Annotated in this window: 22 protein-coding genes; 8 read left to right on the top strand and 14 right to left on the bottom strand. The window is 57.9% G+C overall.

What is annotated here, in order from left to right:
- Nucleotides 1-2: 2 nt before the first annotated feature.
- The 5 genes from lnt to miaB form a co-directional block, all read right to left on the bottom strand.
- Nucleotides 3-1,547 carry an apolipoprotein N-acyltransferase gene (lnt, locus tag ACF8YQ_RS12355; RefSeq protein ID WP_396621562.1) on the bottom strand — a complete coding sequence of 515 codons (1,545 nt, stop codon included), beginning with the start codon at nt 1,545-1,547 and terminating at the stop codon, nt 3-5.
- Nucleotides 1,537-2,382, bottom strand: coding sequence for an HlyC/CorC family transporter (locus ACF8YQ_RS12350; protein ID WP_011786186.1), 846 nt, complete (start codon nt 2,380-2,382; stop codon nt 1,537-1,539). The genes lnt and ACF8YQ_RS12350 overlap by 11 nt, the downstream gene beginning before the upstream one ends.
- Nucleotides 2,379-2,852 (bottom strand): rRNA maturation RNase YbeY, encoded by a 474-nt coding sequence (gene ybeY / locus ACF8YQ_RS12345; RefSeq protein ID WP_014422126.1) that lies wholly within the window; start codon nt 2,850-2,852, stop codon nt 2,379-2,381. Before ybeY ends, ACF8YQ_RS12350 begins: the two co-directional genes overlap by 4 nt.
- A complete protein-coding gene (locus tag ACF8YQ_RS12340; RefSeq protein ID WP_011786184.1) occupies nt 2,849-3,835 on the bottom strand; it encodes a PhoH family protein in 987 nt (328 codons plus the stop codon). Before ACF8YQ_RS12340 ends, ybeY begins: the two co-directional genes overlap by 4 nt.
- Before the next feature lie 459 nt (nt 3,836-4,294).
- The gene (miaB, locus tag ACF8YQ_RS12335) at nt 4,295-5,641 is read right to left on the bottom strand and encodes a tRNA (N6-isopentenyl adenosine(37)-C2)-methylthiotransferase MiaB (protein ID WP_023011350.1); all 1,347 of its coding nucleotides are present in this window, start codon (nt 5,639-5,641) and stop codon (nt 4,295-4,297) included.
- 342 nt (nt 5,642-5,983) lie between these two features.
- Between miaB and trmH the strand changes: the two genes are divergently transcribed.
- Entirely contained in the window at nt 5,984-6,718 is a 735-nt protein-coding gene (gene trmH, locus ACF8YQ_RS12330) for a tRNA (guanosine(18)-2'-O)-methyltransferase TrmH (protein ID WP_011786182.1), read from the top strand.
- A gap of 7 nt (nt 6,719-6,725) precedes the next feature.
- Here the strand turns inward: trmH and ACF8YQ_RS12325 are convergent, their stop codons facing one another.
- The 4 genes from ACF8YQ_RS12325 to ACF8YQ_RS12310 all read right to left on the bottom strand — a co-directional run bounded on the left by ACF8YQ_RS12325 (nt 6,726) and on the right by ACF8YQ_RS12310 (nt 11,032).
- A complete protein-coding gene (locus ACF8YQ_RS12325) occupies nt 6,726-7,742 on the bottom strand; it encodes a nucleoid-associated protein (protein ID WP_011786181.1) in 1,017 nt (338 codons plus the stop codon).
- A gap of 124 nt (nt 7,743-7,866) precedes the next feature.
- On the bottom strand, nt 7,867-9,525 hold the full coding sequence (cysN, locus tag ACF8YQ_RS12320; protein WP_396621561.1) for a sulfate adenylyltransferase subunit CysN: 1,659 nt from the start codon (nt 9,523-9,525) through the stop codon (nt 7,867-7,869).
- A 1-nt stretch (nt 9,526) separates the two neighbouring features.
- On the bottom strand, nt 9,527-10,441 hold the full coding sequence (cysD, locus tag ACF8YQ_RS12315; RefSeq protein ID WP_014422122.1) for a sulfate adenylyltransferase subunit CysD: 915 nt from the start codon (nt 10,439-10,441) through the stop codon (nt 9,527-9,529).
- A 168-nt stretch (nt 10,442-10,609) separates the two neighbouring features.
- Nucleotides 10,610-11,032 carry a PilZ domain-containing protein gene (locus ACF8YQ_RS12310; protein ID WP_014422121.1) on the bottom strand — a complete coding sequence of 141 codons (423 nt, stop codon included), beginning with the start codon at nt 11,030-11,032 and terminating at the stop codon, nt 10,610-10,612.
- A 282-nt stretch (nt 11,033-11,314) separates the two neighbouring features.
- Here ACF8YQ_RS12310 and rimO point away from each other — a divergent pair, with 282 nt between their 5' ends.
- Nucleotides 11,315-12,682, top strand: a complete 1,368-nt coding sequence (gene rimO / locus ACF8YQ_RS12305) for a 30S ribosomal protein S12 methylthiotransferase RimO (RefSeq protein WP_023009080.1) — start codon at nt 11,315-11,317, stop codon at nt 12,680-12,682.
- Nucleotides 12,683-12,741: 59 nt separating this feature from the next.
- Here rimO and oadA read toward each other — a convergent pair whose 3' ends face one another.
- Together oadA and ACF8YQ_RS12295 are read right to left on the bottom strand one after the other, a co-directional pair.
- The gene (gene oadA, locus ACF8YQ_RS12300) at nt 12,742-14,547 is read right to left on the bottom strand and encodes a sodium-extruding oxaloacetate decarboxylase subunit alpha (RefSeq protein ID WP_396621560.1); all 1,806 of its coding nucleotides are present in this window, start codon (nt 14,545-14,547) and stop codon (nt 12,742-12,744) included.
- Nucleotides 14,548-14,565: 18 nt separating this feature from the next.
- Nucleotides 14,566-15,981: an acetyl-CoA carboxylase biotin carboxylase subunit gene (locus ACF8YQ_RS12295; protein ID WP_014422118.1), complete on the bottom strand. Its 1,416-nt coding sequence runs from the start codon at nt 15,979-15,981 to the stop codon at nt 14,566-14,568.
- A 131-nt stretch (nt 15,982-16,112) separates the two neighbouring features.
- Between ACF8YQ_RS12295 and ACF8YQ_RS12290 the strand changes: the two genes are divergently transcribed.
- Complete coding sequence (locus ACF8YQ_RS12290; RefSeq protein WP_396621559.1) at nt 16,113-17,060, top strand: LysR family transcriptional regulator; 948 nt, start codon at nt 16,113-16,115, stop codon at nt 17,058-17,060.
- A 218-nt stretch (nt 17,061-17,278) separates the two neighbouring features.
- Here the strand turns inward: ACF8YQ_RS12290 and gatB are convergent, their stop codons facing one another.
- Genes gatB through gatC form a run of 3 tightly spaced genes read right to left on the bottom strand, consistent with a single transcriptional unit; the run spans nt 17,279 to nt 20,531 of the window.
- A complete protein-coding gene (gene gatB, locus ACF8YQ_RS12285) occupies nt 17,279-18,730 on the bottom strand; it encodes an Asp-tRNA(Asn)/Glu-tRNA(Gln) amidotransferase subunit GatB (protein ID WP_396621558.1) in 1,452 nt (483 codons plus the stop codon).
- Between the two features lie 22 nt (nt 18,731-18,752).
- The gene (gene gatA, locus ACF8YQ_RS12280; RefSeq protein WP_396621557.1) at nt 18,753-20,210 is read right to left on the bottom strand and encodes an Asp-tRNA(Asn)/Glu-tRNA(Gln) amidotransferase subunit GatA; all 1,458 of its coding nucleotides are present in this window, start codon (nt 20,208-20,210) and stop codon (nt 18,753-18,755) included.
- A 33-nt stretch (nt 20,211-20,243) separates the two neighbouring features.
- The gene (gene gatC / locus ACF8YQ_RS12275; RefSeq protein WP_036219802.1) at nt 20,244-20,531 is read right to left on the bottom strand and encodes an Asp-tRNA(Asn)/Glu-tRNA(Gln) amidotransferase subunit GatC; all 288 of its coding nucleotides are present in this window, start codon (nt 20,529-20,531) and stop codon (nt 20,244-20,246) included.
- 391 nt (nt 20,532-20,922) lie between these two features.
- Between gatC and ACF8YQ_RS12270 the strand changes: the two genes are divergently transcribed.
- From ACF8YQ_RS12270 to rng, 5 genes are read left to right on the top strand one after another with little or no spacing between them, the layout of a single operon-like run.
- Nucleotides 20,923-21,966 carry a rod shape-determining protein gene (locus ACF8YQ_RS12270; RefSeq protein ID WP_011786173.1) on the top strand — a complete coding sequence of 348 codons (1,044 nt, stop codon included), beginning with the start codon at nt 20,923-20,925 and terminating at the stop codon, nt 21,964-21,966.
- A 29-nt stretch (nt 21,967-21,995) separates the two neighbouring features.
- A complete protein-coding gene (gene mreC, locus ACF8YQ_RS12265) occupies nt 21,996-22,862 on the top strand; it encodes a rod shape-determining protein MreC (RefSeq protein WP_396623302.1) in 867 nt (288 codons plus the stop codon).
- A complete protein-coding gene (gene mreD, locus ACF8YQ_RS12260) occupies nt 22,862-23,338 on the top strand; it encodes a rod shape-determining protein MreD (RefSeq protein WP_011786171.1) in 477 nt (158 codons plus the stop codon). Before mreC ends, mreD begins: the two co-directional genes overlap by 1 nt.
- Nucleotides 23,339-23,342: 4 nt before the next feature.
- Nucleotides 23,343-23,945, top strand: coding sequence for a Maf family protein (locus ACF8YQ_RS12255; RefSeq protein ID WP_396621556.1), 603 nt, complete (start codon nt 23,343-23,345; stop codon nt 23,943-23,945).
- Complete coding sequence (gene rng, locus ACF8YQ_RS12250; protein WP_396621555.1) at nt 23,942-25,423, top strand: ribonuclease G; 1,482 nt, start codon at nt 23,942-23,944, stop codon at nt 25,421-25,423. The genes ACF8YQ_RS12255 and rng overlap by 4 nt, the downstream gene beginning before the upstream one ends.
- Nucleotides 25,424-25,452: the final 29 nt, after the last annotated feature.

Below are 25,452 nucleotides of genomic sequence, written 5' to 3'. Positions count from 1 at the left end.
GCTCAGCTTTTCGGAATCACCCGTTCTCGGATGAACACAATCAGGATGATCGCCAGCGTCAGCACCGGCCAGGATCCTGTTTGCATGTAGGGTGTGCTCCCGGTTGCCGTAAATACCTCACCGGTCAGTACTGCGCGCTCGAACTGGGGGATGCGCTCGGTAATCTCGCCCTTGTGATTGATGATCGCAGTGACGCCGTTGTTGGTGCCCCGCAGCATGTAGCGGCCGGTCTCCAGGGCTCTCATGCGGGCAAGCTGCAGATGTTGCAGCGGCCCGATGGAATCACCGAACCAGCCGTCGTTACTGATCGTCAGCAGCAGATCGGTGTTGCGGGCATTAAACGCCACGAAATCGGGGTAGGCCACTTCATAGCAGATGTAAGGGGTGATTTTCATGCCATTGGCGACCAGCGGCGCTTGCTGCTCTGGCCCCGGCGTGAAGCTACTCATGGGCAGGTCAAAGAAACCGATTAGCCCCCGCAGCAGACCCTGAAGTGGCACATATTCGCCAAAGGGCACCAGCTTCTGTTTGTGGTACATGCCCTCGCCATTGCCGATGGCCATAATGCTGTTGTGGAAGGTGTAGTCTTCAATCTGGCCGCTGTAACCATACCAGGGGATGCCGGTGATCAGCGTGCTGTTTTCCCCTAACTGTTCCCGGATATGATCAATGACCTTGCCAGCCTGGTCCTGAGGAATGGGGATGGCTGTTTCTGGCCAGAGGATCAGGTCGGTTTGCCAGTGCGCTTCGGTCATGCCCAGATAAGCCACAATCTGATCGCGCAGGAAATCAGGATCCCACTTGATCTGTTGCGGTATGTTGCCCTGCATCGCCGCAAAGCTGACGGGTTCTTTGCTGAGCTCGGTCCAGTCAGCTTTGTTCATGGCCGGGGCAATCAACCAGGGCATCAGGGCTGCTACCAGAATGGCTCCAGCAGTGACCTTCCTGTCAAGTTTGAACAGCCACCAGGCGCCGTAAGCAGCCACTGCGGTAACGGTGATCCAGAAGGTAATGCCATGCACGCCAGTCAGTGGCGCCAGCCCGGCCAGGGGGCCGTCGGTATGGGCGGTGCCCAGATACAGCCATGGAAAACCAGTCAGCAGCCAGCCGCGCAGCCAGTCACCCAGAATCCAGATGGCAGGGAACAGCAAGAGTCGGCGTGGTGCGCTGTCTTTGGCGAGTTTGCCCCAGAACCAGAACGCCAGCCCATGGAACAGGGCCAGCCCGGCAATAAACAGGACCATGAGTACAATGGCCAGAGGTACCGAAGTATTGCCGTGCTCGCTGATGCTGACGTAAATCCAGCTGGCACCGGAGGCGAACAGACCAAGCCCGGCCAGCCAGCCGGAGCGGAACAGCTTGTCCGGCGCCTGATGGACGGTGACCAGCAGGATCAGAAACACCGACAAGGGCCCCAGCCACCACAGATAGAATGGCGAGAAGGTCAGTGTTTGCAGAGCGCCGGCAATCACAAGGATTGCGGCGCCCAGCCATTTTCGGGTGGTGAACGGGAGTTTCAGTGGCGGGTGCTGTGGATCATGACTCACTGCGGGTTACCTGCAACAGACGGATGACTCGGTTATCGGCGTTGGCAATAGTAAACTGCAAGCCGCCGAATTCAACCGTTTCGCCCCGTCTGGGCAGGTGTCCAAATTCTTTCAGTACCAGGCCGCCAATGGTATCGAACTCTTCTTCATCCATGTCTGTCTCGAAGAATTCGTTGAAATCATCGATGGGCGTTACGGCCTTCACCGCAAAGGTCCCGTCGCCCCGGGCCTTGATATGGGTCTCCTCATCGAAGTCATGTTCGTCTTCGATTTCACCGACGATCTGTTCCAGCACGTCTTCGATGGTGATAAGGCCAGCGGTTCCGCCGTACTCATCCACCACAATCGCCATGTGATTACGATTTTCCTTGAACTCCTTGAGCAACTGGTTCAAACGCTTGCTTTCGGGAACAAAGGTGGGCGGCCGCAGGATTTCGCGGATGCGGTTCCAGTTCAGATCGTTGTTGAGGGCAAGAGGAAGCAGGTCTTTCGCCAGCAGTACCCCGATGACGTCATCCTGGCTCTCGCCGATGACCGGAAAGCGGCTATGGGCGGAAGACATAATCTCGGGCAGGAACTCTTTGGGTTCCTGAGATGCCTTTACGGTGATCATCTGGGAGCGGGGGATCATGATCTCGTCCACTCGCATGTCGATCACCTGCATGGCGCCTTCAATGATGCTCATGGAGTCAGCATCAATAATGCTCTGGGATTCAGCATCCCGCAGGATTTCCAGCACGTCCTCTACGGACTCAGGCCCGCTGGAAAAGGCCTGTGATATACGCTCCAGCCAGGACTTGTTGCCCTGACTGCGACTCGACTGATCGTCGCTCATGAGTCTGGTTCCGTTTCCTCTGCTTCGTAAGGGTTAGCAAATCCGAGCTGCGCCAGCAGCCGGATCTCGAGGGCTTCCATGACCTCGGCTTCATTATCTTCAATATGATCGTAGCCCTGGAGATGCAACATACCGTGCACCACCATATGGGCCCAGTGGGCGACAGCGTCTTTGCTCTGCTCCCGCGCTTCCTGTTCAACAACTGGCGCGCAAATCACGAGATCTCCGGCCAATGGCACCGTTATACCCGCTGGTGCTTCAAATGGGAAGGACAAAACATTGGTAGGCTTGTCCTTGCCCCGGTACTGGTGATTCAGCTCACGGCTTTCGTCGTTATCGACAATACGGATGGTAACTTCGGTTGGATTCTCATCCTGCCACGCCGCCTCTGCCCAGGCTTCAAACAACGCCTCGGTAGGTACGCCCGTGCCGTCAAAGGCCATCTGAAGGTCCACAGTTACCTTGCTCATTGGCCTGTGGCACTCCCGTCGTTGAAAGAATCGTAGGCTTCAACAATGCGTTGAACCAGGGGGTGACGCACCACATCCTTGGCGTCGAAACGGGTAAAGCCAATACCCGGGACCTTGCTCAACACGCTGGCGGCATGAATCAGCCCGGAATTCTGTCCGCGGGGCAGGTCCACCTGGGTGGTATCGCCGGTAATGACCGCGGTAGAGCCAAAGCCTATCCGGGTCAGGAACATCTTCATCTGCTCCCGGGTGGTATTCTGGCTTTCGTCCAGAATAATAAACGAGTTGTTCAGGGTACGGCCGCGCATGAATGCCAGGGGGGCAATCTCGATCACACTTTTCTCGATCAGGCGGGTGACCTGATCGAATCCCAGCATTTCGTAGAGAGCGTCGTAGAGCGGGCGCAGGTACGGGTCCACCTTCTGGGCCAGATCGCCCGGCAGAAAGCCCAGCTTCTCGCCGGCTTCCACGGCCGGCCGAACCAGCAGAATCCGCTTCACCTGCTCGTCTTTCAGGGCCTCGACGGCGCAGGCCACGGCCAGCCACGTCTTACCGGTACCCGCCGGCCCGATGCCGAAGTTGATGTCATGAGTGCGAATGTTGTGCACGTACTTCTGCTGATTCCGGCCGCGGGGTTTGGCGGTCAGCTTCGGTGTCTTGATAACAGTGACCTGGCCTTCATCGTAAGGCACATCATCCGGCAGCCGTTCCAGGCCGGTTTCGCGGATGAACAGGTGCACGGTATCGGGCGGTATGTCGTCACTGGCCTCGGTTTCCCGGTACAGGTGCCGGATAACCTCGGTGGCCGCCGCTACGTTTTCAGTGCTGCCTTCCACCCGAAAATGATGCCCGCGCCGGCCGACTTTCACTTGCAAGCGCTGTTCGATCATTTTCAGGTGTTCATCAAACTGTCCGCACAAGGTTGCCAGGCGCCGCTGGTCCACCGGGTGCAGGTCAAATTGTCTGGTATCGTGAGTGTTCAATCTTGCTCCGTTCGGTGTTGCTCTCCGGCTTTAGTCTGCCGGGAGTATGTCTTTCAATTCTGGAGTATGGCCGATGTGCGGTACGGCTTCCACAGACACGCTACAAGCACATCCCTGTGCGCTTGTTTCGGGCCGTCCCTGGCCCTCAACAGTCTGTGGAAGCCGTACCGCACACCGGCCTACCTGAATATGTGCAGGTCCGCGACTCGAAAAACAAGTATGTGTTTATCTGGGGCTTGATTTCGCGTTAACAAGCGTCTTCGCAAACCGGGAGACGACAGGTATTTTTCAGCATGCCATCGTGCGGTCAGATGGAGGTGGGCTGGAAGGGCCTCCCAAAAATGTCGGAGGCCATGGATGGCCGGAGAGAAGCGCACAGGGATGTGCTCGAAGCGGTTTTTGGGAGGCCCTTCCAGCCCGCCTCCCAACTCCAAGCAAAGAGCACATGCGTTCCAGCGTTTAAAGCAACTCAGAGTTAACAGGCACACCGCGAAGAGAATTGGGATAGGCCTCCACAATCTCCACATCGATAAAGTGCCCAACCACCTCAGGATTCTCGTGGCGGAAATTCACAATACGGTTGTTCTCCGTACGTCCCGCATACTCGCCCGGATCCTTCTTGGACAAACCAGTCACCAGAATACGCTGAGTAGAACCCACCATCTTCCGGCTGATATCCATTACATTCTGATTCAGGCGATCCTGAAGAATGCTCAACCGCTGCTTCTTCACCTCCATCGGCGTATCGTCCGGCAAGTCAGACGCCGGTGTACCCGGGCGGGCGCTGTAGATGAAGCTGAAGGACATGTCGAAGCCGATGTCGTTGATCAGCTTCATGGTGTCCTCGAAATCCTTGTCGGTTTCACCCGGGAAGCCGATGATGAAATCCGAAGAAAAGCTGATGTCCGGGCGGATCTTGCGCAGGCGGCGCAGCTTGGATTTGTACTCCAGCGCCGTGTGGCCTCGCTTCATTGCCGCGAGGATGCGATCAGATCCGCTCTGTACCGGCAGGTGCAGGTGGCTGACCAGTTCGGGAACCCGCTCGTAGACTTCAATCAGCGCATCGCTGAATTCCACCGGGTGAGAGGTGGTGTAGCGGATGCGGTCAATGCCGTCGATGGTGGCGATGACTTCGATCAGTTCTGCAAGGTCCATCTGGTCGCCGTCGTGGGTTTCGCCACGGTAAGCGTTCACGTTCTGGCCAAGCAGATTCACCTCCCGCACTCCCTGGGTAGCCAGATGGGCCACTTCGGCGATGACGTCGTCCACCGGGCGGCTGACTTCCTCGCCACGGGTGTAGGGCACCACGCAGAAGGTGCAGTATTTGCTGCAGCCTTCCATAATGGAGACAAACGCAGAGGGGCCGTCGGCGCCGGGCTCAGGCAGGTTGTCGAATTTCTCGATTTCCGGAAAGCTGACGTCGACCACGCCAACGCCGTTACCCTTGGTGCGTACCTCGGTGATCATGTCGGGCAGGCGATGCAGGGTTTGCGGGCCAAATACCATATCCACGTAGGGCGCGCGGTCGATGATGGCCTGGCCTTCCTGGCTGGCGACGCAGCCGCCGACGCCGATGATCAGGTCGGGTTTTTTGGTTTTGAGACTTTTCCAGCGGCCAAGCTGGTGAAACACTTTCTCCTGGGCTTTTTCGCGGATGGAGCAGGTGTTCAGCAGCAGGATGTCGGCGTCATCGGCGTTGTCGGTGACTTCGACCGCTTCGCCGGTTTTGAGCAGGTCTGCCATGCGGGCAGAGTCGTACTCGTTCATTTGGCAGCCGTGGGTTTTGATGTACAGCTTCTTGGCCATGGGTCTCACGTAGTTTGGTGTGTTGGCGCCGGGGTGGAGTGGGGCGCTGGCAAAAATGGACTGCGTATTATAACGGGGTGCTTAATCTTCAACCACCGTTGTCTCGGTATTCCTCATTTGGCTCTGTGCTATTATTCGCCGCTTATGTGCATGAAGGCTTTTGGGGTGGGCTTTCCAAAAACCGCTACGAGCACATCCATGTGCGCTTCTCTCAGGCCATCCATGGCCTTCGAAATTTTTGGAAAGCCCACCCCAAAACCCTTCCCAGACACCTGTACTGGATTCTACAAGCTTGATTGTTGGTTTGTGGGAGCCGGAAAATCATCGCTAGCCAATTTACTAATGACTCCCGAACGCCTCGCCCGAATCAAGCAAGTCCTCAACACCCGTCAACCCGACCTGCGGGTGCTGACGGATCAGGTGCACAAACCCAGAAACCTGTCGGCCATTATTCGGTCCTGCGATGCCTTCGGCCTGGCCAATATGCACGTGGTCTGGCCCAAGGAGGGTTTTCGGGCATTTCGTAAGACAGCCGGTGGCAGCTTTCATTGGGTAACAACGCATACCCATCCGACCATGGATAACGCGGTAACGGAGCTGAAGGCCCAGGGGCACAAGCTGTATGCGGCGCAATTGTCAGACCGGGCGGTGGATTTTCGGGAGGTGGATTACACCGTGCCGTGCACGATTATCATGGGTAACGAAGTGGACGGTGTGAACCCGGTGACCGCCGAGCAGGCGGATGAGCATATTGTGATTCCGATGATGGGAATGGTGGAATCGCTGAATGTGTCTTCAGCCTGCTCGATTATCCTTTCCGAAGCCCAGCGTCAGCGGAAGCTGGCGGGGATGTTTGACCAGCGACGGATGCCCGATGACGAGTACAACCGTCTGCTGTTCTGTTGGTGCCAGCCAACAGTGAAGCGGTACTGTGATGATCGCAACCTGCCGTATCCGCCTATTGATCATGAAACCGGGGAGTTGATCGATGGCGTGGGCTGGATGCAGGAGGTCAGGAAGCTCAGGGCCAATCGCCCCCGGTGGGACGATCAGCCGGAGAATGTGGCAGAGGACTGAGTTTTGATCAGTCCTCGCGGGCTTCCAGGTACCGTTGCAGTTGTTCTCGCAGCGCCTTGGGCAGGCGGGTGATGGTGAGGGCATCTTTGTCACGGTCGTAGTACACCGCCTGGTTCACCAGGTCCGAGGAAAAAGACACGCTCATACCTCCACCGGAGCCCGCGATGCGCACCAGTTTTTTGACCTTGCGGTGGTCCGGGTGCAGTACGCCGGTTTCCGGTAGTTCGGCGTTCTGGCTGGCGAATTCCTTGAAGCGCTGGGGTTGGCTTTCGTCCAGGTAATTCGACAGAGCTTCGATTTCCACGGGCTCGCCCAGGGCGTGCTGGTCTTTGCAGAATTCGTAGGCCTTGGCGCGCACTTCGCCGGCTTTTTCCGGTTCGCTGGTTTTGGCGAATGCTTCCACTGCGTCCAGGAAGGTCATGGTTTCCTTTTCCACGTCCACGCTGTTGGTGAAGGCGCACAGGCGGATGAACAGCTCGCCGGGGTCGCCGGTGCCGCGGCCGTGGATCAGGGTCATGTAGTTTTCGCTGCCGTTGGCGTTGCGCCAGTCGTCCAGTTCAATTCGCACGGCCAGGTTCAGGCGCGACAGGCTGAGTACGTCGGTGGCGTCCAGTTTCTGGCTGCCGTCGAAGCGCATGGCGCTGTCGGTTTCCAGGATAAACAGGTACACCACTTCGGCATCGGCCAGGGCGTCGTGTACGATCATCAGGTGGCCGTCGAATTCTTCCTGGCTGCCGGTCAGCAGTTCCTGCCACTGGCCGAAAAGACGGTCAGTCATGGCCGCGAAGGTCTGTTTGTCTTCCAGGTAGTCTTTGAGCCAGGCGCTGAAGGGGCATTCGCCGATGTCGTCTGAGAAGCGGCCGTATTTCTTGCCGGGTTTGCTGTTGAACAGGCGCTTCATCTGCTTGTGCAGGGCTTCGTAGTCGCCGCCCGGTTCCTGCAGGGCCTCGCCCGCTACGAGGCGGGCAGGTTGGCCCGGCTGGTATTGGCTTGCGAAGGCGGTGCGCAGGTGTTTGATGGCCATGGGTCAGCTCCTGTCAGATTCAGTCGGCTTGGCGGAGCGTGATTGTGCCACGGTTGGCAGAGAAAGAAACCCCGGTCCCGACGTCTTCGTTCGGGCCGGGGTTCTCAATGGGCGTGTATGGAAATCAGATTCGCTTGCTGCGAATCAGTTCCTGGACCAGTGTCGAGACGGCGCCGGGAATGTCAGCTTCGTTCTCTGCGTTGGCACTGGCGTTGGCAATGTCCGAACCCAGGTTCACGGCAATGGCTGCCAGTCCGTGAGCGGTCAGCAACTGCGCTACCCGACGGCGTTCGTCTGCGTCGCCCGCATTTTCTTCGGATACCACGACGGCGGTCTTGCCCTGATCGAACAGAGCTCGCTCAACGGCCTGTGCCAGTTCCGGGCCATGTTTGCCGTTACAGGCGATGATGGCCGGTTTCTGGGCCAGGCGTCGTTCGCGTTCCTCGGCGGTGACCGGGTCCAGGGATTCCAGACCATCGGCCAGGCCAGCGATCATACCCGCCCCGATGGTTACGTTGGTCAGGCGGTCTATGACGATGAAGCTGCCGGTGGCGTGGTTACGCTGATAGGCGTCGAACGCGACCGGTTGGTTCAGGGTCAGTTCGCACAGGCCGATTTCGTTCAGGGCCAGTTGGCTTGGATTGGCTTGCTGATCCAGAGTGTTTACATCGGTCTGGTGGTGGATTTTCTTCACGGTGCCGGAGGTAAAGGTGGGGCCCAGCTTGATGTCATACAGCCGGCCGGTTTCCAGCGGTGCGTCGGTCATCCAGACAATGTTGGCATTGAAGCGGTTGTGGACTTCCGGTTCGTCCTCCACTTTTACCAGCATGTCGCCACGGCTGATGTCGATCTCGTCTTCCAGGGTCAGGGTAACCGCCTGGTCGATGTAGGCTTCGTCCAGGTTGCCGTCGAAGGTCACGACTTCCTTTACTTTGCTGGTACGGCGTGAGGGCAGGGCCATCACTTCATCGCCAGGGCGAATCACGCCTGAGGCGATGGTGCCGCAGAAGCCGCGGAAGTTCAGGTTCGGACGGGTCACGTACTGCACCGGGAAGCGGAAATGCTCCAGGTTCTTGTCACGGGACACTTCCACCGTTTCCAGAATTTCCATCAGCGGCTGGCCGGTGAACCAGGGAGTGTTTTCGCTCTTATTGACGACGTTGTCGCCGTCCAGCGCCGAGATGGGCACAAAACGGATGTCCTTGAGGCCCAGTCGCGTGGTGAAGGCCAGGTAGTCGTCGCGGATTTCGTTGAAACGCTCTTCGCTGAAATCCACCAGGTCCATTTTGTTCACGGCGACCACGATGTGCCGGATGCCTAGCAGCGAGGCAATATAGGAATGCCGGCGGGTCTGGGTGAGTACGCCGTGGCGGGCATCAATCATCAGGATGGCCAGTTGTGCGGTGGATGCGCCGGTGGCCATGTTGCGGGTGTACTGCTCATGGCCCGGGGTGTCCGCGATGATGAACTTGCGCTTGTCGGTGCTGAAATAACGGTAGGCGACATCAATGGTGATGCCCTGTTCCCGCTCGGCCTGAAGGCCATCCACCAGCAGCGCCAGGTCCAGTTTTTCGCCGGTGGTGCCCATTTTCGCGCTGTCAGTTTTCAGGCTGGCCATATGATCTTCATAGATCATTTTGGTGTCATGCAGCAGGCGGCCAATCAGGGTGCTTTTGCCGTCATCCACGCTGCCGCAGGTGAGCAGGCGCAGGAGTTCCTTATTCTCGTGTTGCTTCAGGTAAGCCTGAATATCTTCTGCAATCAGATCAGACTGGTGTGACATGTTAGAAATACCCTTCCCGCTTTTTCTGTTCCATGGAGCCCGCTGAGTCGTGGTCGATCACCCGGCCTTGCCGCTCTGAGCTGGTGGCCAGCAGCATTTCCTGAATGATGTCGGGCAGGGTGTTGGCCTCGGATTCAATGGCGCCGGTCAGCGGATAGCAGCCCAGGGTGCGGAAGCGTACCGATTTCATCATCGGCTTTTCACCTTCTTTCAGGGGCATGCGGTCGTCGTCCACCATGATCAGGGTGCCATCGCGCTCTACCACGGGCCGCACGGCTGCGTAATAGAGCGGCACAATGTCGATGTTTTCAAGGTAGATGTATTGCCAGATGTCCAGCTCGGTCCAGTTGGAGAGCGGGAAGACCCGGATGCTTTCGCCCTTGTTGACTTTGCCGTTGTAGATATTCCAGAGCTCCGGGCGCTGGTTCTTCGGGTCCCAGCGGTGGTGTTCGTCACGGAAGGAATATACCCGCTCCTTGGCGCGTGATTTTTCTTCGTCCCGGCGGGCGCCCCCGAAGGCGGCGTCGAACTTGTACTTGTTCAGGGCCTGCTTCAGGGATTGGGTTTTCATGATGTCCGTGTGCTTGGCGCTGCCATGAGTAAAGGGGCCGACGCCTTGCTTTACGCCTTCTTCGTTGATGTGCACGATCAGGTCTAGCCCGAACTTCTCCGCTACATTGTCCCGGAACGAGATCATGTCCCGGAACTTCCAGGTGGTATCCACGTGAAGCAACGGGAACGGTGGCTTGCCCGGGTAGAAGGCTTTCAGGGCAAGATGCAGCATCACGGCAGAATCTTTACCGATGGAGTAAAGCATGACCGGGTTGTCGAACTCGGCGGCCACTTCCCGAATGATGTGGATGCTTTCGGCTTCCAGCTGTTTGAGATGGGTGAGGTTATATGTGGTCATGTTCATCCGTTGCCATGGAGGGCGAAGTAATGGCTGTAATTTAGATGAACAACTATATCAGAGCAGCTTAGGGTATAAGAAGGAGTGCTGTAAGAATTTCAGGTTCTAATAATATAGCCTTCGCCGGTGTCTGGAGGCGGGGGTAAACGCCAGCGACGTCGCCACTGGCTTCCGTCAGTGAGCTTCGCTGGAGGGATTACGTGCGTCCGAAAGCAATTTGGCAACGTAACGATCGACATAGTCAAAGCCGTTACCTTCGAATTCACAGAACTGGATACCAATCTGGAACTCGTCTCGGGCAATGCGACGCATGTGTACGATGTTCCCATCCGCAAGCACCGTGACCGGCTGGTTTGCAATGACGGGCACCGAAAAACGGGTTTTGACTTCGATCCAGTGGCCGGGGGCCGGTGTTTTCAGGCCCGGAACCAGCTGTTTGACGGTGTCCTGATCACAGGAGAGCATCACGCCTGAGCGGGACAGGTTGGATACCTGGCAGGTAAGGCAGCAGCCATCCGGCTTTTCGATGGTAATGTCGGTTGAAACGTCCACCCGCTGCTGGTTTCGCAGATTGGGTTTGGCGGCAAGAGGTTTCATGTTCACTCTTCTGGCATGTGTGGTTTGAAAAGAAATTGCCTTTCCCATAAACGCCTTCCAGAAAAACGCATAAACGATTGAAAGTTTAGCTGTTTAAAAAGTGAACAGCAAGAATCCTGTCGGTAATTGTGGCACTTTTACTACAAATTTCTGAACACGGTGTCACAGTTTTAGTCGGTAAGTTGATCTGCGTCAGCGGATTTGTGGTGGCGGAGTAGGTGGTGCTACTGCTGCAGTTCTTCCGGTCGTGAGGTAAAATTGCCCGCTACACTCATCGGGAGCATGGCTCCGGACATCCTGCAGGCTTTTATGACCGAGAAAACGCAAAACGCGCCCCAGAGCGGAAAAGTAGGCTTTATCAGCCTTGGTTGCCCGAAGGCGCTGGTAGATTCTGAACGTATCCTGACCCAGTTGCGCCTGGACGGCTACGATGTGGTGCCCACCTACGACGACGCCGATATTGTGGTGGTGAACACCTGTGGTTTTATAGATGCCGCCAAGCAGGAATCCCTGGACGCCATTGGTGAGGCAATCAGTGAGAATGGTAAGGTCATCGTCACCGGTTGCATGGGGGTTGAGGCCGACCGGATCCGTGAAACCCATCCGGGCGTGCTCGCAGTGTCCGGTCCTCATGCCTACGAAGAAGTGGTCGGCGCCGTCCACCAGTATGTGCCGCCCAGGAAAGAGCATGACCCGTTTGTGGACCTGGTGCCGCCCCAGGGCGTCAAGCTGACGCCCCGCCACTATGCCTACCTGAAAATCTCGGAAGGCTGTAACCACCGTTGCACCTTCTGCATCATTCCCTCAATGCGGGGCGACCTTGTCAGTCGCCCGATTGGCGACGTGATGGACGAGGCCAAACGGTTGGTGGATGCGGGGGTGAAAGAGATTCTGGTGATTTCCCAGGACACCTCCGCCTACGGCGTCGACATCAAATACCGCACCGGTTTCTGGCAGGGGCGCCCGGTAAAGACCAAAATGCAGGCGTTGTGTGAAGCGCTGGGTGAGATGGGCGTGTGGGTTCGGTTGCACTATGTCTATCCCTATCCCCATGTGGACGACATCATTCCGCTGATGGCCGAAGGCAAGATCCTGCCGTACCTGGACATCCCGTTCCAGCACGCCAGTCCGAGAGTACTCAAAGCCATGAAGCGCCCGGCCCATGACAGCAAGACCCTGGAGCGCATCAGGAAGTGGCGGGAAATCTGCCCGGAACTGACCATTCGTTCCACCTTCATCGTGGGTTTTCCGGGGGAAACCGAAGAAGATTTCCAGTACCTGCTGGACTGGCTGGACGAGGCTCAGCTGGATCGAGTCGGCGCCTTCACTTATAGCGCGGTGGAAGGGGCGCCGGCGAACGAGCTCGAAGGTGCGGTCCCCGAGGACGTGAAGGAAGATCGCCTGGCTCGCTTTATGGCCAAACAGGCAGAAATCTCGGCTGCCCGCCTTAAGGCAAAGATTGGCAAGACCATTGATGTGCTGATTGATGAAGTGGACGAGGAGGGTGCGATTGGCAGATCAAAAGCCGACGCGCCTGAGATTGACGGGATGGTCTACCTGAACGACGAAACCGACCTGGTTCCCGGTCAGATCGTTCAGGCCGTGGTTGAGCATGCCGACGAGCATGATCTCTGGGCGGTTCTGGTTTGACCTGATCAATGCGTCGGCGAAGCGGGGCAGCCAATCGGTTGCCCCGCTTGCGTTTGGGGTCAGGCGATTTCGATCAGCACTTCGCCTGGCGTGACCCGATCGCCTTTGGCGACATACACACCTTTCACCGTGCCATCAACACTTGTATGTACCTCGGTTTCCATTTTCATGGCCTCGGTAATCAGCACCGCCTGGCCAGCTTTTACGGTGTCACCTTCCTTAACCAGCACGTCCACCACATTGCCCGGCATGGTCGTGGTGACGTGGCCGGGATCGGTGGCCTGTTTCCGACCGCTGCCGGCGCCGGCTTCGTATTCGTTCAGGGATTCAAACACCACTTCCTGGGGCATGCCGTCCAGAGACAGATAGAGCTTGCGCTTGCCCGGTCCTGAGCCGCCAACACCGGTAACGGCCACTTCGTAGCTTTCGCCGTGTACGTCAATGCGGAACTCGGTGGCGATGGCGGTGCCCAGGCGGTCCCGGCCCTTGTGCTCGGCCGGTTGCAACTCTTCGGGCTTCAGTGTGCCATCCTGCCGTTGTTGCAGATATTCCCGGCCAAGATCCGGAAACATGGCGTAAGTCAGCACGTCTTCCTCGCTGGTGGCCAGGCTGCCAATGTCTTCTCGCAGCTTGTTCAGTTCCGGGCTAAGCAGGTCGGCGGGGCGACCGTCATTGACGGTTTCGTTGCCGATAGCCTTTTTCTGGATTTCGGCGTTCACCTCGGCAGGTGGCTGGCCGTAACCTCCCTGAAGGTAGCGTTTCACTTCGTTGGTGATGGTCTTGTAGCGTTGACCAGCCAGCACGTTATAGACCGCCTGGGTCCCCACAATCTGGGAGGTGGGGGTGACCAGTGGCGGGTAGCCCAGATCCTTGCGCACACGGGGAATCTCGTCGAAGACCTCGCGTATGCGGTCCAGGGCGTTCTGCTCTTTGAGCTGGTTGGCCAGGTTGGACATCATGCCGCCCGGCACCTGATTGATCTGTACCGAAATGTCCTCGCGGGTAAATTCGCTTTCAAACTGGTGGTACTTCTTGCGCACTTCCCGGAAGTAGTCGGCAATCTCGCTTAACAACTCCAGATCCAGCCTGGTGTCATAGTCCGTGCCCTTCAGGGCGGCCACCTGGGATTCTGTTGCAGGATGGCTGGTGCCGTTGGCAAAGGCGGAAATGGCGGTGTCGATACGGTCTGCGCCGGCTTCCACCGCTTTCAGTTGGCACATGGCGGCCAGGCCGGCGGTTGCGTGGCTATGGATGACCAGAGGCAGATCCACGGACGATTTAATGGCTTTGGTCAACTCGTAGGTGGCGTAAGGAGTTAGCAGCCCGGCCATGTCCTTGATGGCAATGGAGTCGGCGCCCATGGCCTTGAGTTCCTGGGCCTGCTTCACGAAAAGCTCGGGTGTATGCACCGGGCTGGTGGTATAGCAAATGGTACCCTGAGCGTGCTTGCCCGCCTTCTTCACCGCTTTCATGGCGGTTTCCAGATTGCGCAGATCGTTCAGGGCATCAAAGATGCGGAACACATCAATGCCGTTGTCGGCGGCTTTTTGCACGAACGCTTCCACCACATCGTCAGCGTAGTGACGGTAACCCAGCAGGTTCTGCCCCCGCAGCAGCATTTGCAGGCGGGTGTTGGGCAGCGCCTTGCGCAACTGGCGCAGGCGTTCCCAGGGGTCCTCTTTCAGAAAGCGCACGCAGGCGTCGAAAGTGGCGCCGCCCCAGACCTCCAGGGACCAGTAACCCACCTGGTCCAACTTGTCACAGATCGGCAGCATGTCTTCGGTGCGCATGCGGGTCGCAATCAGGGACTGGTGGGCATCACGAAGGATAAGATCGGTAACTTCAATTTTTTTGGCGTTGCTCATATTCAATCCTCCTGTGGATTACCAGCCGGCGTGGGCCGCGATCGTGGCTGCGATGGCCAGCGCAATTTCGCTGGGGTGGCGTTTGGTGGAATAGTTCAACAGCTCCGGATGGCTGGGCACGAAACTGGTGTCAAACACGCCAGCCTGGAAATCCGGATGATCCAGTATTTGCTGGTAATAGTTGGCGGTTGTGGTGATGCCATGCAGGCGCATGTCATCCAGAGCCCGCTTGCCGCGCGCGATAACTTCATCCCAGGTCAGTGCCCAGACCACCAGTTTCAGGCACATGGAGTCGTAGTAGGGCGGAATCTCGTAGCCCGTGTAGATGGCGGTGTCCACTCGAACACCTGGGCCACCGGGGGCGTAGTAGTGGGTAATGCGCCCGAAACTGGGCAAGAAGTCGTTTTTGGGATCTTCGGCGTTGATGCGGAACTGCAGCGCATAGCCCCGGTACGAAATATCCTCCTGCCGGTAGCTGAGGGATTCCCCCGCGGCGACCCGCAACTGTTCCCGGACAATATCCACCCCGGTAATGGCTTCGGTGATGGTGTGCTCCACCTGCACCCGGGTGTTCATCTCCATGAAGTACACCTCGTTGCCCGAGAGTAGAAACTCCACCGTGCCGGCATTCTCGTAGCCCACTGCTTTTGCGGCCTTGACGGCGAGGCTGCCGATGTACTGGCGCTGTTCCGGTGTCAGTTGCGGGCTGGGGGCGATCTCAATCAGTTTCTGGTTACGACGCTGAATGGAACAATCGCGCTCATACAGGTGAATGGCGTTGCCCCGGCTATCCGCTAGAATCTGCACCTCGATATGGCGCGGATTGACGATGCATTTTTCCATGAACACCTCGGCCGAGCCGAAAGCCTTGGTGGCCTCCGAAATCACCCGTGGGTACTGGGTTCTAAGCTCCTCCGGTGTATCGCAACGGCGAATCCCCCGGCCGCCACCGCCGGAGGTGGCCTTCAGCATCACCGGATAGCCAATCTCATTAGCCAGCTTCAGGGCCTCATCCAGATCGGCCAGATTGCCCTCGGAGCCGGGAGTAATGGGCACGCCGGCCGCCCGCATGCTGTCGCGGGCCTGGGTCTTGTCACCCATCTTGTGAATAACGTCGGATTTCGGGCCAATAAAGGTCAGACCCTTTTCTTCGCACAGCTGAGCGAAGCGGGCGTTCTCCGACAGGAAGCCATAACCAGGATGGATGGCATCGCAGCCCACCTCCAGGGCGAGATTGACGATGCGGGCGGGATCCAGGTAGCCGGCAATCGGATCCTCGCCCAGGGAGTAGGCTTCATCAGCGCGCTTGACGTGCAAGCCGTAGCGATCGGGCTCGGTGTAGATCGCCACAGACCGGATCCCGGCCTCGGCGCAGGCCCGCACGATACGCACCGCAATTTCGCCTCGGTTGGCGATCAGTACTTTCTTCAACATGGGCGATTCCTCGTTTCGTCGTCCCGAATGAAGGTGTTAAAAGCCTAACGATGGCAACTGATGAGTTAAAATTGATATTATTTGGGTTATATATAAGTAATGACTTATGAATAGGTGAGGCGGGAGAAGTTGTGCCATTAAGTGTCCAGAAACTGGCTAGCCGCCTTACATTTCGGCAGCTGCAGGTGTTCAAGGCCGTTTACGATCTGAAAAGCTACAGCAAGGCCGGTGACCTGCTTGGACTGACCCAGCCCGCCGTATCCAGCCAGATGCGTCATCTGGAGCAGGCCGTGGGCATGCCCATGTTCGAATACGTGGGCCGGAAGCTGTATTGCACCGCCGCCGGCGAGGAGATGGCCGCGTGCGTGGGCGCGGTATTTCGCGAGCTGACGGACATGCAGAACCGGCTGGCGGCGCTGGAAGGGCGGGTGGCCGGTGATCTCAAGCTGGTGGCGGTCAACACCGCGCAATATGTGGTGCCCTACCTGTTGCGGTCGTTTCTGCAGATTAACCCGCAGGTGAACGTCTCTGTGGCTGTCGTCAACCGGGCGGCGGCCCTGGAACGGCTGAGCGATAACAGCGGCGATCTGGTCATTATGGGCATGGTGCCTCCAGACCGGCCGCTGACCTCGTTTCCCTTTCTGGATAACGAGTTGATTCCGATTGTTCCTGATGGACATCCATTGCTGGATCAGCGTTCTGTCAGTGCCGAGGAATTTCTGGATAACCAGCTTCTGACCCGTGAGCCTGGTTCAGGCAGTCGTCTGGCGCTGGAAGTCTATTGCCAGCAACACCGTTTGAAAATGGAATCCACCATGGAGCTGGGTTCGAACGATGCGGTAAAACACGCGGTATTGGCGGGGCTCGGGGTGGCGGTGGTGCCGAAGCTCAGTGTTGTTTCAGAACTGGCACTGGGTTCGCTGCATGCCCTCAACATAACCGGCTTCCCCCTGCGCCGCAGCTGGTGCGTGGTCTACCCACAGGCCCGGCATCCGACGCCGGCCATGCAGGCCTTTATTGATTACATCCAGCAAAATATAGCGCAGTTTGAGAGGGTGTTTAGAAGGCTGGGGTCTTAGTGGTCGTGTTTTCTGAGGGCAGAGGGTTTGGAAAAGACTATTTCACTGGGGTTCGAGAGGGTGGGTTTTGAGCCCCTTCCCAAAAATGTCGGAGGCCATGGATGGCCGGAGAGAAGCGCACATGGATGTGCTTGTAGCGGTTTTTGGGAAGGGGCTCAAAACCCACCCCTCCCCAACGTCAAAAGGCTAGGGCCAAAACAAGATGGCCCACGCCAATGCTAGCCGCCAAGCTTGCGAACGAGAATCTCATTGAACAGCTTGGGATTGCCCTGGCCCTTGGAAGCCTTCATCAGAGGGCCCATGAAGCCGCCAAGCATCTTCTTGCGCTTCTTCGGATCTTCCTCGCTCTGGTATTGAGCCACCTGATCCGGCATGCCGGCCAGAACCTCGTCCACCATGGACTCCAGGGCGCCGGTGTCAGACACCTGCTTCAGGCCCTTGGCCTCGATGATGGCGTCTACATCGTCGTTCTCGCCCGTCCACAGGGCTTCGAACACCTTCTTGGCGCCGGCAGAGGACAGGGTGTTGTCGGCGATGCGGGTTACCATGGCACCCAGCTGTGCGCCGGTGATCGGTGCTTCGGCTACGGACTTTTCTTCTGCATTCAGGCGTGCGGAGAACTCGCCCTGAATCCAGTTGGAGGCCAGTTTGGCATCTTTGCCGTGTTCAGCGGTTTCTTCGAAGAACGCGGCCAGTTTGGCATCGGCAGACAGGATGCCGGCGTCGTAGTCGTTCAGGCCGTATTGCTCCTTGAAGCGGGCCTTGCGGGCGTCCGGCAGTTCCGGCAGGCGAGAGCGGGCGTCTTCGATGAAGGCGTCGTCGATTTCCACCGGAAGAAGGTCCGGGCAGGGGAAGTAGCGGTAGTCGTTGGCTTCTTCCTTGGTGCGCATGGAGCGGGACTCGTCGCGGTCGCCGTTGTACAGGCGGGTTTCCTGGGTGATGCTGCCGCCGTCTTCCAGGATGTCCATCTGCCGCTCCACTTCGTGGGCGATGGCCTGTTCCATGAACCGGAAGGAGTTCAGATTCTTGGTTTCGGTGCGGGTGCCCAGGGTGTCGGAGCCTTTTGGCTTCAGAGAGATGTTGACGTCAAAGCGCATGGAGCCCTGAGACATATCACCGTCGCAGATGCCCAGGGAGGTCACGATGCTGTGCAGCTTCTTTGCGAAGGCTACGGCTTCCTCGGCGGTGTTCATGTCCGGCTCGGTCACCACCTCAATCAGCGGTGTGCCGGCGCGGTTCAGGTCGATGCCGGACATGCCATGATAGTCCTCGTGCAGGGATTTACCGGCGTCTTCTTCCAGGTGGGCGTGGTGAATGCGCACGCGCTTGGTGCTGCCGTCAGCCAGGTCGATGTCCACGTAGCCCGGGCCGACAATGGGCTGGGCCAGCTGGGTGGTCTGGTAGCCTTTGGGCAAGTCCGGGTAGAAGTAGTTCTTGCGCTCGAAGACCGAGCGCCGGCCGATTTCGGCATTGGTGGCCAGGCCGAACATCACCGCGTAGCGGAACGCCTGCTCGTTGGGCACCGGCAGGGTGCCGGGCATCGCCAGGTCAACCGCGTTGGCCTGGGTGTTGGGCTCGGCACCGTAGGCGGTGCTGGAGCCGGAGAAAATCTTGGTCTGGGTGGCGAGCTGAACGTGAATTTCCAGCCCGATCACGATATCCCACTGCATGTGTTCGTCTCCTAATCCGGGCTTATTGAGGTTCACGCTGGTGCCAGTCGGTCACCTGCTGGAACTGATGGGCGGCGTTCAACAAGCGCGCTTCGGAGAAGTAATCCCCGATAATCTGCAGCCCCACCGGCAAGCCGTCAACAAACCCGGCCGGCACCGACATGGCCGGAATGCCTGCCAGGTTGATGGCGATGGTGAACACGTCTTCCAGGTACATGGACACCGGATCGGTGTTCTTCTCACCCAGCTTGAACGCCGGTGTTGGCGATACCGGGCTCATCAACACGTCCACTTCCTTGAACGCATTGATGAAATCCTGCTGGATCAAACGCCGAACCTTCTGGGCCTTCAGGTAATAAGCATCAAAGTAACCGGCGGACAGGGCATAGGAACCCACCAGAATCCGGCGCTTCACTTCGTTGCCGAATCCTTCCGCCCGGGTGCGGGTGTACATATCCATCAGGTCTTTCGGATCTTCACAGCGGTAGCCGTAACGCACACCGTCAAACCGGGACAGGTTGGCGGACGCCTCTGCCGGCGCAATCACGTAATAAGCCGCAATGGCCAGCTTCGCGTTGGGCAGGGACACTTCCTTTACCGTCGCGCCCAGCTTTTCATACTCTCGAATCGCGTTGCGAACCTGCTCTTCCATAGCCGGAGCCAGCTGGTCGCTGAAGTATTCCTTCGGCAGGCCAATCTTCAGGCCCTTCAGCGGCTCGTTCAGGGTGGCCGTGTAATCCGGAACCTCCCGGTCGATACAGGTGGAATCCTTCGGATCGTGCCCCGCCATCACATTCATCATCAGCGCCGCATCTTCCGCCGTGCGCGCCATCGGCCCGCCCTGATCCAGGGAAGATGCAAAGGCAATCATCCCGTACCGGGACACCCGGCCGTAAGTCGGCTTCAGGCCAGTAATGCCACACAACGCCGCTGGCTGGCGAATAGAACCGCCGGTATCCGTCCCCGTCGCCGCCGGCACCAGCCTCGCGGCAACCGCAGCGGCAGAACCACCGGAAGAACCACCCGGCACCCGCTTGTCACCGCTGGACAGCCCCCAGGGATTGGTCACCGCGCCATAAAAACTGGACTCGTTGGACGAGCCCATGGCGAACTCATCCATATTGGTCTTGCCCAGACACACCGCACCGGCCGCCTTGAAATTGGCGGTTACCGTGGCGTCGTAAGGAGGCACAAAATTATCCAGCATCTTCGAACCACAGCTGGTGCGAACCCCGCTGGTACAGAAGATGTCTTTATGGGCAAACGGCACCCCGGTCCACACCGTGGCCTTACCGGCTGCGCGCATCTCATCAGCGGCCTTCGCCTCAGCCAGCGCCTGCTCGTCGGAGATGGTAATAAAACTGTTGTACTTGCCGTCTTCAGTCTTCAGACGGTCCAGGAACTGCTGAGTCAGCTCCACACTCGAAATCCTGCCACTCTCCAGTTCTCTGGAAAGCTCTGCTACAGACTTGTTATGCATGATAAATCCCGAAATCTCTGATGGACGACCAAATCACTCAATAACCCTGGGCACCAGATACAACCCATCCTCGGTAGCCGGCGCAATCGCCTGGAACGCCTCCCGCTGATTGGTTTCAGTAACCACATCCGGCCGCAGCTTCTGCACGGCATCCAGCGGATGCGCCATAGGCTCCACCGAATCGGTATCCGCGGCGCTCAACTGATCCACCAGATCCAGAATATTGCCAAGATCCTTCTCCAGAGCCGAAACCTGCTCGCTGTCCACCTTGATGCGGGCGAGCACGGCAACTTTCTCGATGTCCTCGCGGGAAATGCTCACGTTGCCTCCAAAAGCGTGTGTGAAAACAATTTAATGTCAGTTTTGAAGCCAGGAATAACGTATGGGGATGCTTGTGGGGATGGCTTTCCAAAACTGTGCGGAGCCATGGATGGCGGAGCTCAAGCGACACAGGGATGTGCCGAAGGAGCGTGTTTTGGAAAGCCATCCCCACAAGCAGCCATGCTCCACTGTTAACTGCGCGCGGAATCCTGGCGACAACAAAGCCCGACATATTAGCAGAATCGCACGCAACATTGGCCCCGTGTAAACCCATAAAATGTGAGAATGGTAAGCGCCAAAGCCCCGATGGCGCCTTGCCTGAGTAGGTGCTCACTGCTAAAGTTGCCGCATTCTTTTCTGCAACCGCAACTCTCAGGTTGAAACAACACGAATGTTAATCAAAAGACTCCGAGGCTTATTCTCAAGCGACCTGTCCATCGACCTGGGCACCGCCAACACCCTTATCTATGTACGCGAACGCGGCATTGTACTTAACGAACCCTCTGTCGTGGCCATCCGTACCAACAACTCCCAGAAAATGGTCGCCGCCGTCGGGTCCGAAGCCAAACGCATGTTGGGCCGCACCCCAGGCAATATTACTGCCATCCGCCCCATGAAAGATGGTGTGATCGCCGACTTCGTCGTGACTGAAAAAATGCTCCAGCACTTTATTCACAAAGTGCATGAAAACAGCTTTATTACTCCTAGCCCCCGCGTGCTCGTGTGTGTGCCCAGCAAATCTACCCAGGTAGAACGCAAGGCCATCCGCGAGTCGGCCCTGGGTGCGGGCGCCCGCGAAGTGTTCCTGATCGAAGAACCCATGGCGGCCGCCATTGGTGCCGGCCTGCCGGTGGAAGAAGCCAGCGGCTCCATGATTGTCGACATCGGTGGCGGTACCACCGAGATCGCGATTATCTCCCTGAATGGCATCGTCTATGCCGAATCCGTCCGGGTTGGTGGCGACAAGTTCGACGAAGCCATCGTTACTTACGTCCGTCGCAACTACGGCAGCCTGATCGGCGATTCCACAGCCGAGCGTATCAAGCATGAAATCGGCTGTGCCTATGAAGGCCTGGAAGTGCGAGAAATCGACGTTCGTGGTCGCAACCTGGCTGAAGGTGTGCCCCGGGCCTTTACCCTGAACAGCGAAGAAATTCTCGACGCGCTTCAGGAATCCCTGGCCCAGATCGTCCAGACCGTGAAGAGCGCCCTGGAGCAGTCTCCGCCTGAACTGGCCTCCGACATTGCTGAGCGCGGCATTGTGCTGACCGGTGGCGGTGCGCTGCTGCGGGGCCTGGACAAGCTCATCAGCGAAGAGACCGGCCTGCCGGTCATTATTGCGGAAGATCCGCTGACCTGCGTAGCCCGTGGCGGCGGTAAAGCCCTGGAAGTGATTGATCGCGGTGGCATCGGAATGTTCTCCCAGGAGGGGTAACCCCGTGGGAGGGCTAAGCCATTAAGACCATATTCGTCCAGGGGCCGGTACCCGGTTTCCGGCTGTTTCTCGTCGTTCTGTTATCGGCAGCGTTAATCGCTGCCGATGCCCGTTTTGACAAGCTCACCACCGTCCGCAGCACTCTTGCCACCGGTCTGGCACCGGTGTACTGGCTTGGCAATGCCCCATATTCCTTTGCTGACTGGTTTTCCGGCCTGTTTGTTAGCCGTGATGATCTGCAGCAGGAGAACGAAGAGCTCAAAACCCGCCTGCTGATTCTGGAGCGTCGTGCTCTCAAGTACGCGGCTCTGGCGTCGGAGAATAACGAGCTGCGCCGGCTGCTGAATTCTTCCGAAGTACTGGATGACCGGGTCATTGTGGGCGAAGTGGTGGGGGTCTCCCCGGATCCGTTCTCCCACGAGATCATCATTAACAAGGGCGAGAGTGATGGTGTCACGACTGGTCAGGCGGTACTGGACGCAGAGGGCCTGATGGGCCAGGTGATCCAGACCAGCCAGTTCACCTCCCGTGTCCTCCTGGTGTCCGACAGCAGTCACGCCGTTCCTGTTGAGGTGGTACGTAATGGTCTGCGTTCGATTTTGCTGGGTAACGGCGAAACCGATGAACTGGATCTGGTTCACGTACCAGATACTGCCGACATCCGCGAGGGCGACATGCTGGTGAGCTCCGGCCTTGGCGGGCGCTTCCCCAGAGGTTATCCGGTGGCTGAGGTCAGCTCGATCGAGAAAGAGCAGGGTGAACCGTTTGTGACTATCCAGGCTGCGCCGAAAGCCCGACTGAACCAGAGCCGACTGGTGCTGATCGTATTCCAGCCGGAAGAGCGTTCAGCGCCTGAAAACGGGCAGGCAGCTCCGGACAATGAGGAGACAAACTGATGTTGTCTGTCATCAGTTATCCGCTGTTCGCCATCACCGTAGTGTTATCGTTGGTACTGAGTATCTCCCTGTTCCCGGTGGACTGGTTTCAGTTTCGCCCGGAGTGGCTCGGACTGATTGTCTTCTACTGGACCTTCCGCGCCCCGGCCCAATTCGGCATCCTGATGGCCTGGTGCCTGGGGTTGTTGCTGGATATTCTGGAATCCACACCGCTGGGCGTGAACGCCATGGGTATGGCCCTGATCGCCTTTCTGGTACTGACCATTCACCAGCGGTTACGCATGTATCCGCTGCCTCAGCAATGCTTGATGGTGTTTCTGTTGTTGGGGATCAACCAGATGCTGGTGCATTTCGTGAAACAGTTACTGGGCGCCGAAAGCGCCGGGTTCAGTTACTTGTGGCCAGCCTTGACCAGCGCTCTGGCCTGGCCTGTGGTCAGTGGCGTACTGGACACAATCAACCGTAAACTGGGATAACTGTATGAGCTGCCTCATTCTGGCCTCGGCGTCACCGCGCCGGGCCGAGTTGCTGAGACAGATCGGTGCCGACTTTCAGGTGGCGCCTGCCGAGATAGACGAGACGCCGCAACCGGATGAAGCGGCTCAGCACTATGTTGAGCGCCTGGCCAGGGAGAAAGCTCTTTGTGTTGCCGATGGAGCTCCGGGAGCCCGGGTACTGGGATCCGACACCTCCGTTGTTGTAGACGGGGAGATTCTTGGGAAGCCGGAGTCCGATGAACAGGCTTGTGAGATGTTGCGTCGGTTATCTGGAAGAACCCATCAGGTGATGACCGCGATCGCACTGGCGCAGGAAAAGACGTGTCGGTCATTAGTGGTGGTTACCGATGTCACCTTTCGGGAGCTCTCAGAGGCCGAAATCGTCGCCTACGTTGCTACCGGTGAACCCATGGACAAGGCGGGAAGCTACGGAATTCAGGGACTTGGTGGTATCTTTGTTCGGGAACTCAAGGGCAGCTACAGCGCTGTGGTGGGTTTGCCCTTGCAGGAAACCGCAGAGTTATTGGCTGATGCCGGCGACCCTGTCTGGCGCCACTGGCCATGCAGTAAGGAGAGCCAAGCATGAGTGAAGAGATCCTGATTAACGTGACTCCGGTAGAAACCCGGGTGGCCCTCGTTGAAAACGGCATGTTGCAGGAAGCCTATATCGAGCGCACCAGTCGCAAGGGGATTGTTGGCAACATCTACAAGGGCAAGGTGGTTCGGGTGCTGCCCGGCATGGAAGCGGCATTCGTGGACATCGGCCTGGAACGGGCGGCTTTCATTCACGCGTCCGATGTCGTCAGTGGTCAGGCCTCTGGCGACGAACCGTCAGACACCCCCAGGACCGTACCCGATATCCGTACTCTGTTGCGGGAGGGGCAGTCTCTGGTGGTGCAGGTAACCAAGGATCCGATTGGTACCAAGGGCGCGCGACTCACCACCCAGCTTTCCATTCCGTCCCGTTATCTGGTGTTCATGCCCGGGGTTTGTCACATCGGGATTTCCCAGCGTATTGAAGATGATAATGAGCGCGCGCGACTGAAATCCCTGATTGAGGAAGGCGCAGCGGAACACGACGATGTGCAGGGTGGCTATATCATCCGCACGGCGGCGGAGGCTGCCTCGGCAGAAGATCTGATTGCCGATATGACCTATCTGCACCGGCTCAGCCAGTCGATTCAGGAACGCATCGCCAAAGCACCGGCGCCGTCGGTGGTCTATCAGGATCTGCCGTTGTTTATTCGCACCATCCGGGATCTGATCCGACCGCAAACGGAAAAAGTGCGTATTGATAGTCGCGAGAGCTATCAGCGGGTAATGGAGTTTGTCAAAGAGTTCGTCACTGAGTTTGCCGACAAGGTGGAGTACTACCCGGGTGAGCGGCCTATCTTTGACCTGTATTCGGTTGAAGATGAAATCCAGAAAGCCCTGAGCCGCAAGGTGCAGCTCAAATCCGGTGGCTATGTGATCATCGATCAGACCGAAGCGATGACGACCATCGACATCAACACCGGTGCCTTTGTGGGCCACCGCAATCTGGAAGAGACCATCTTCAAAACCAATCTGGAAGCCGCCCGGGCGATCAGTCGTCAGCTTCGGCTGCGGAATCTGGGCGGGATCATCATCATCGACTTTATCGACATGGAAGATCCCGAACACCAGCGCCAGGTGCACCGGATGCTGGAGAAAATGCTGGAACGGGATCACGCCAAAACCAAGATCACTGGCGTTTCCGAGCTGGGCCTGGTGGAGATGACCCGCAAACGCACCACCGAGAGTCTGGGCCAGGTTCTGTGCGAGCCGTGCCCGATCTGTGACGGCCGGGGGTTCCTGAAAACCGCCGAAACCGTGTGCTACGAAATCTTCCGGGAAATCCTGCGCGTTAACCGGGCCTATGAAGCAGAGAATTATCTGGTGATGGCGTCCCAGAAGGTGGTGGACCGCCTGCTGGATGAAGAGTCAGACAACGTGGCAGACCTTGAAACCTTTATCAGTAAAACCATTCGCTTCCAGGTTGAGCCTTTCTACAGCCAGGAACAGTACGACGTTGTTTTGCTCTGACACCTGAGCAGCAGGGCGTTGCAGGGAGC

The organism is Marinobacter sp. W-8, from assembly GCF_044342215.1.
GTDB lineage: Bacteria > Pseudomonadota > Gammaproteobacteria > Pseudomonadales > Oleiphilaceae > Marinobacter > Marinobacter nauticus.
The sequence above is the reverse complement of the archived record's forward strand: the minus strand, read 5'-3'. Positions and strand labels throughout refer to the sequence as shown.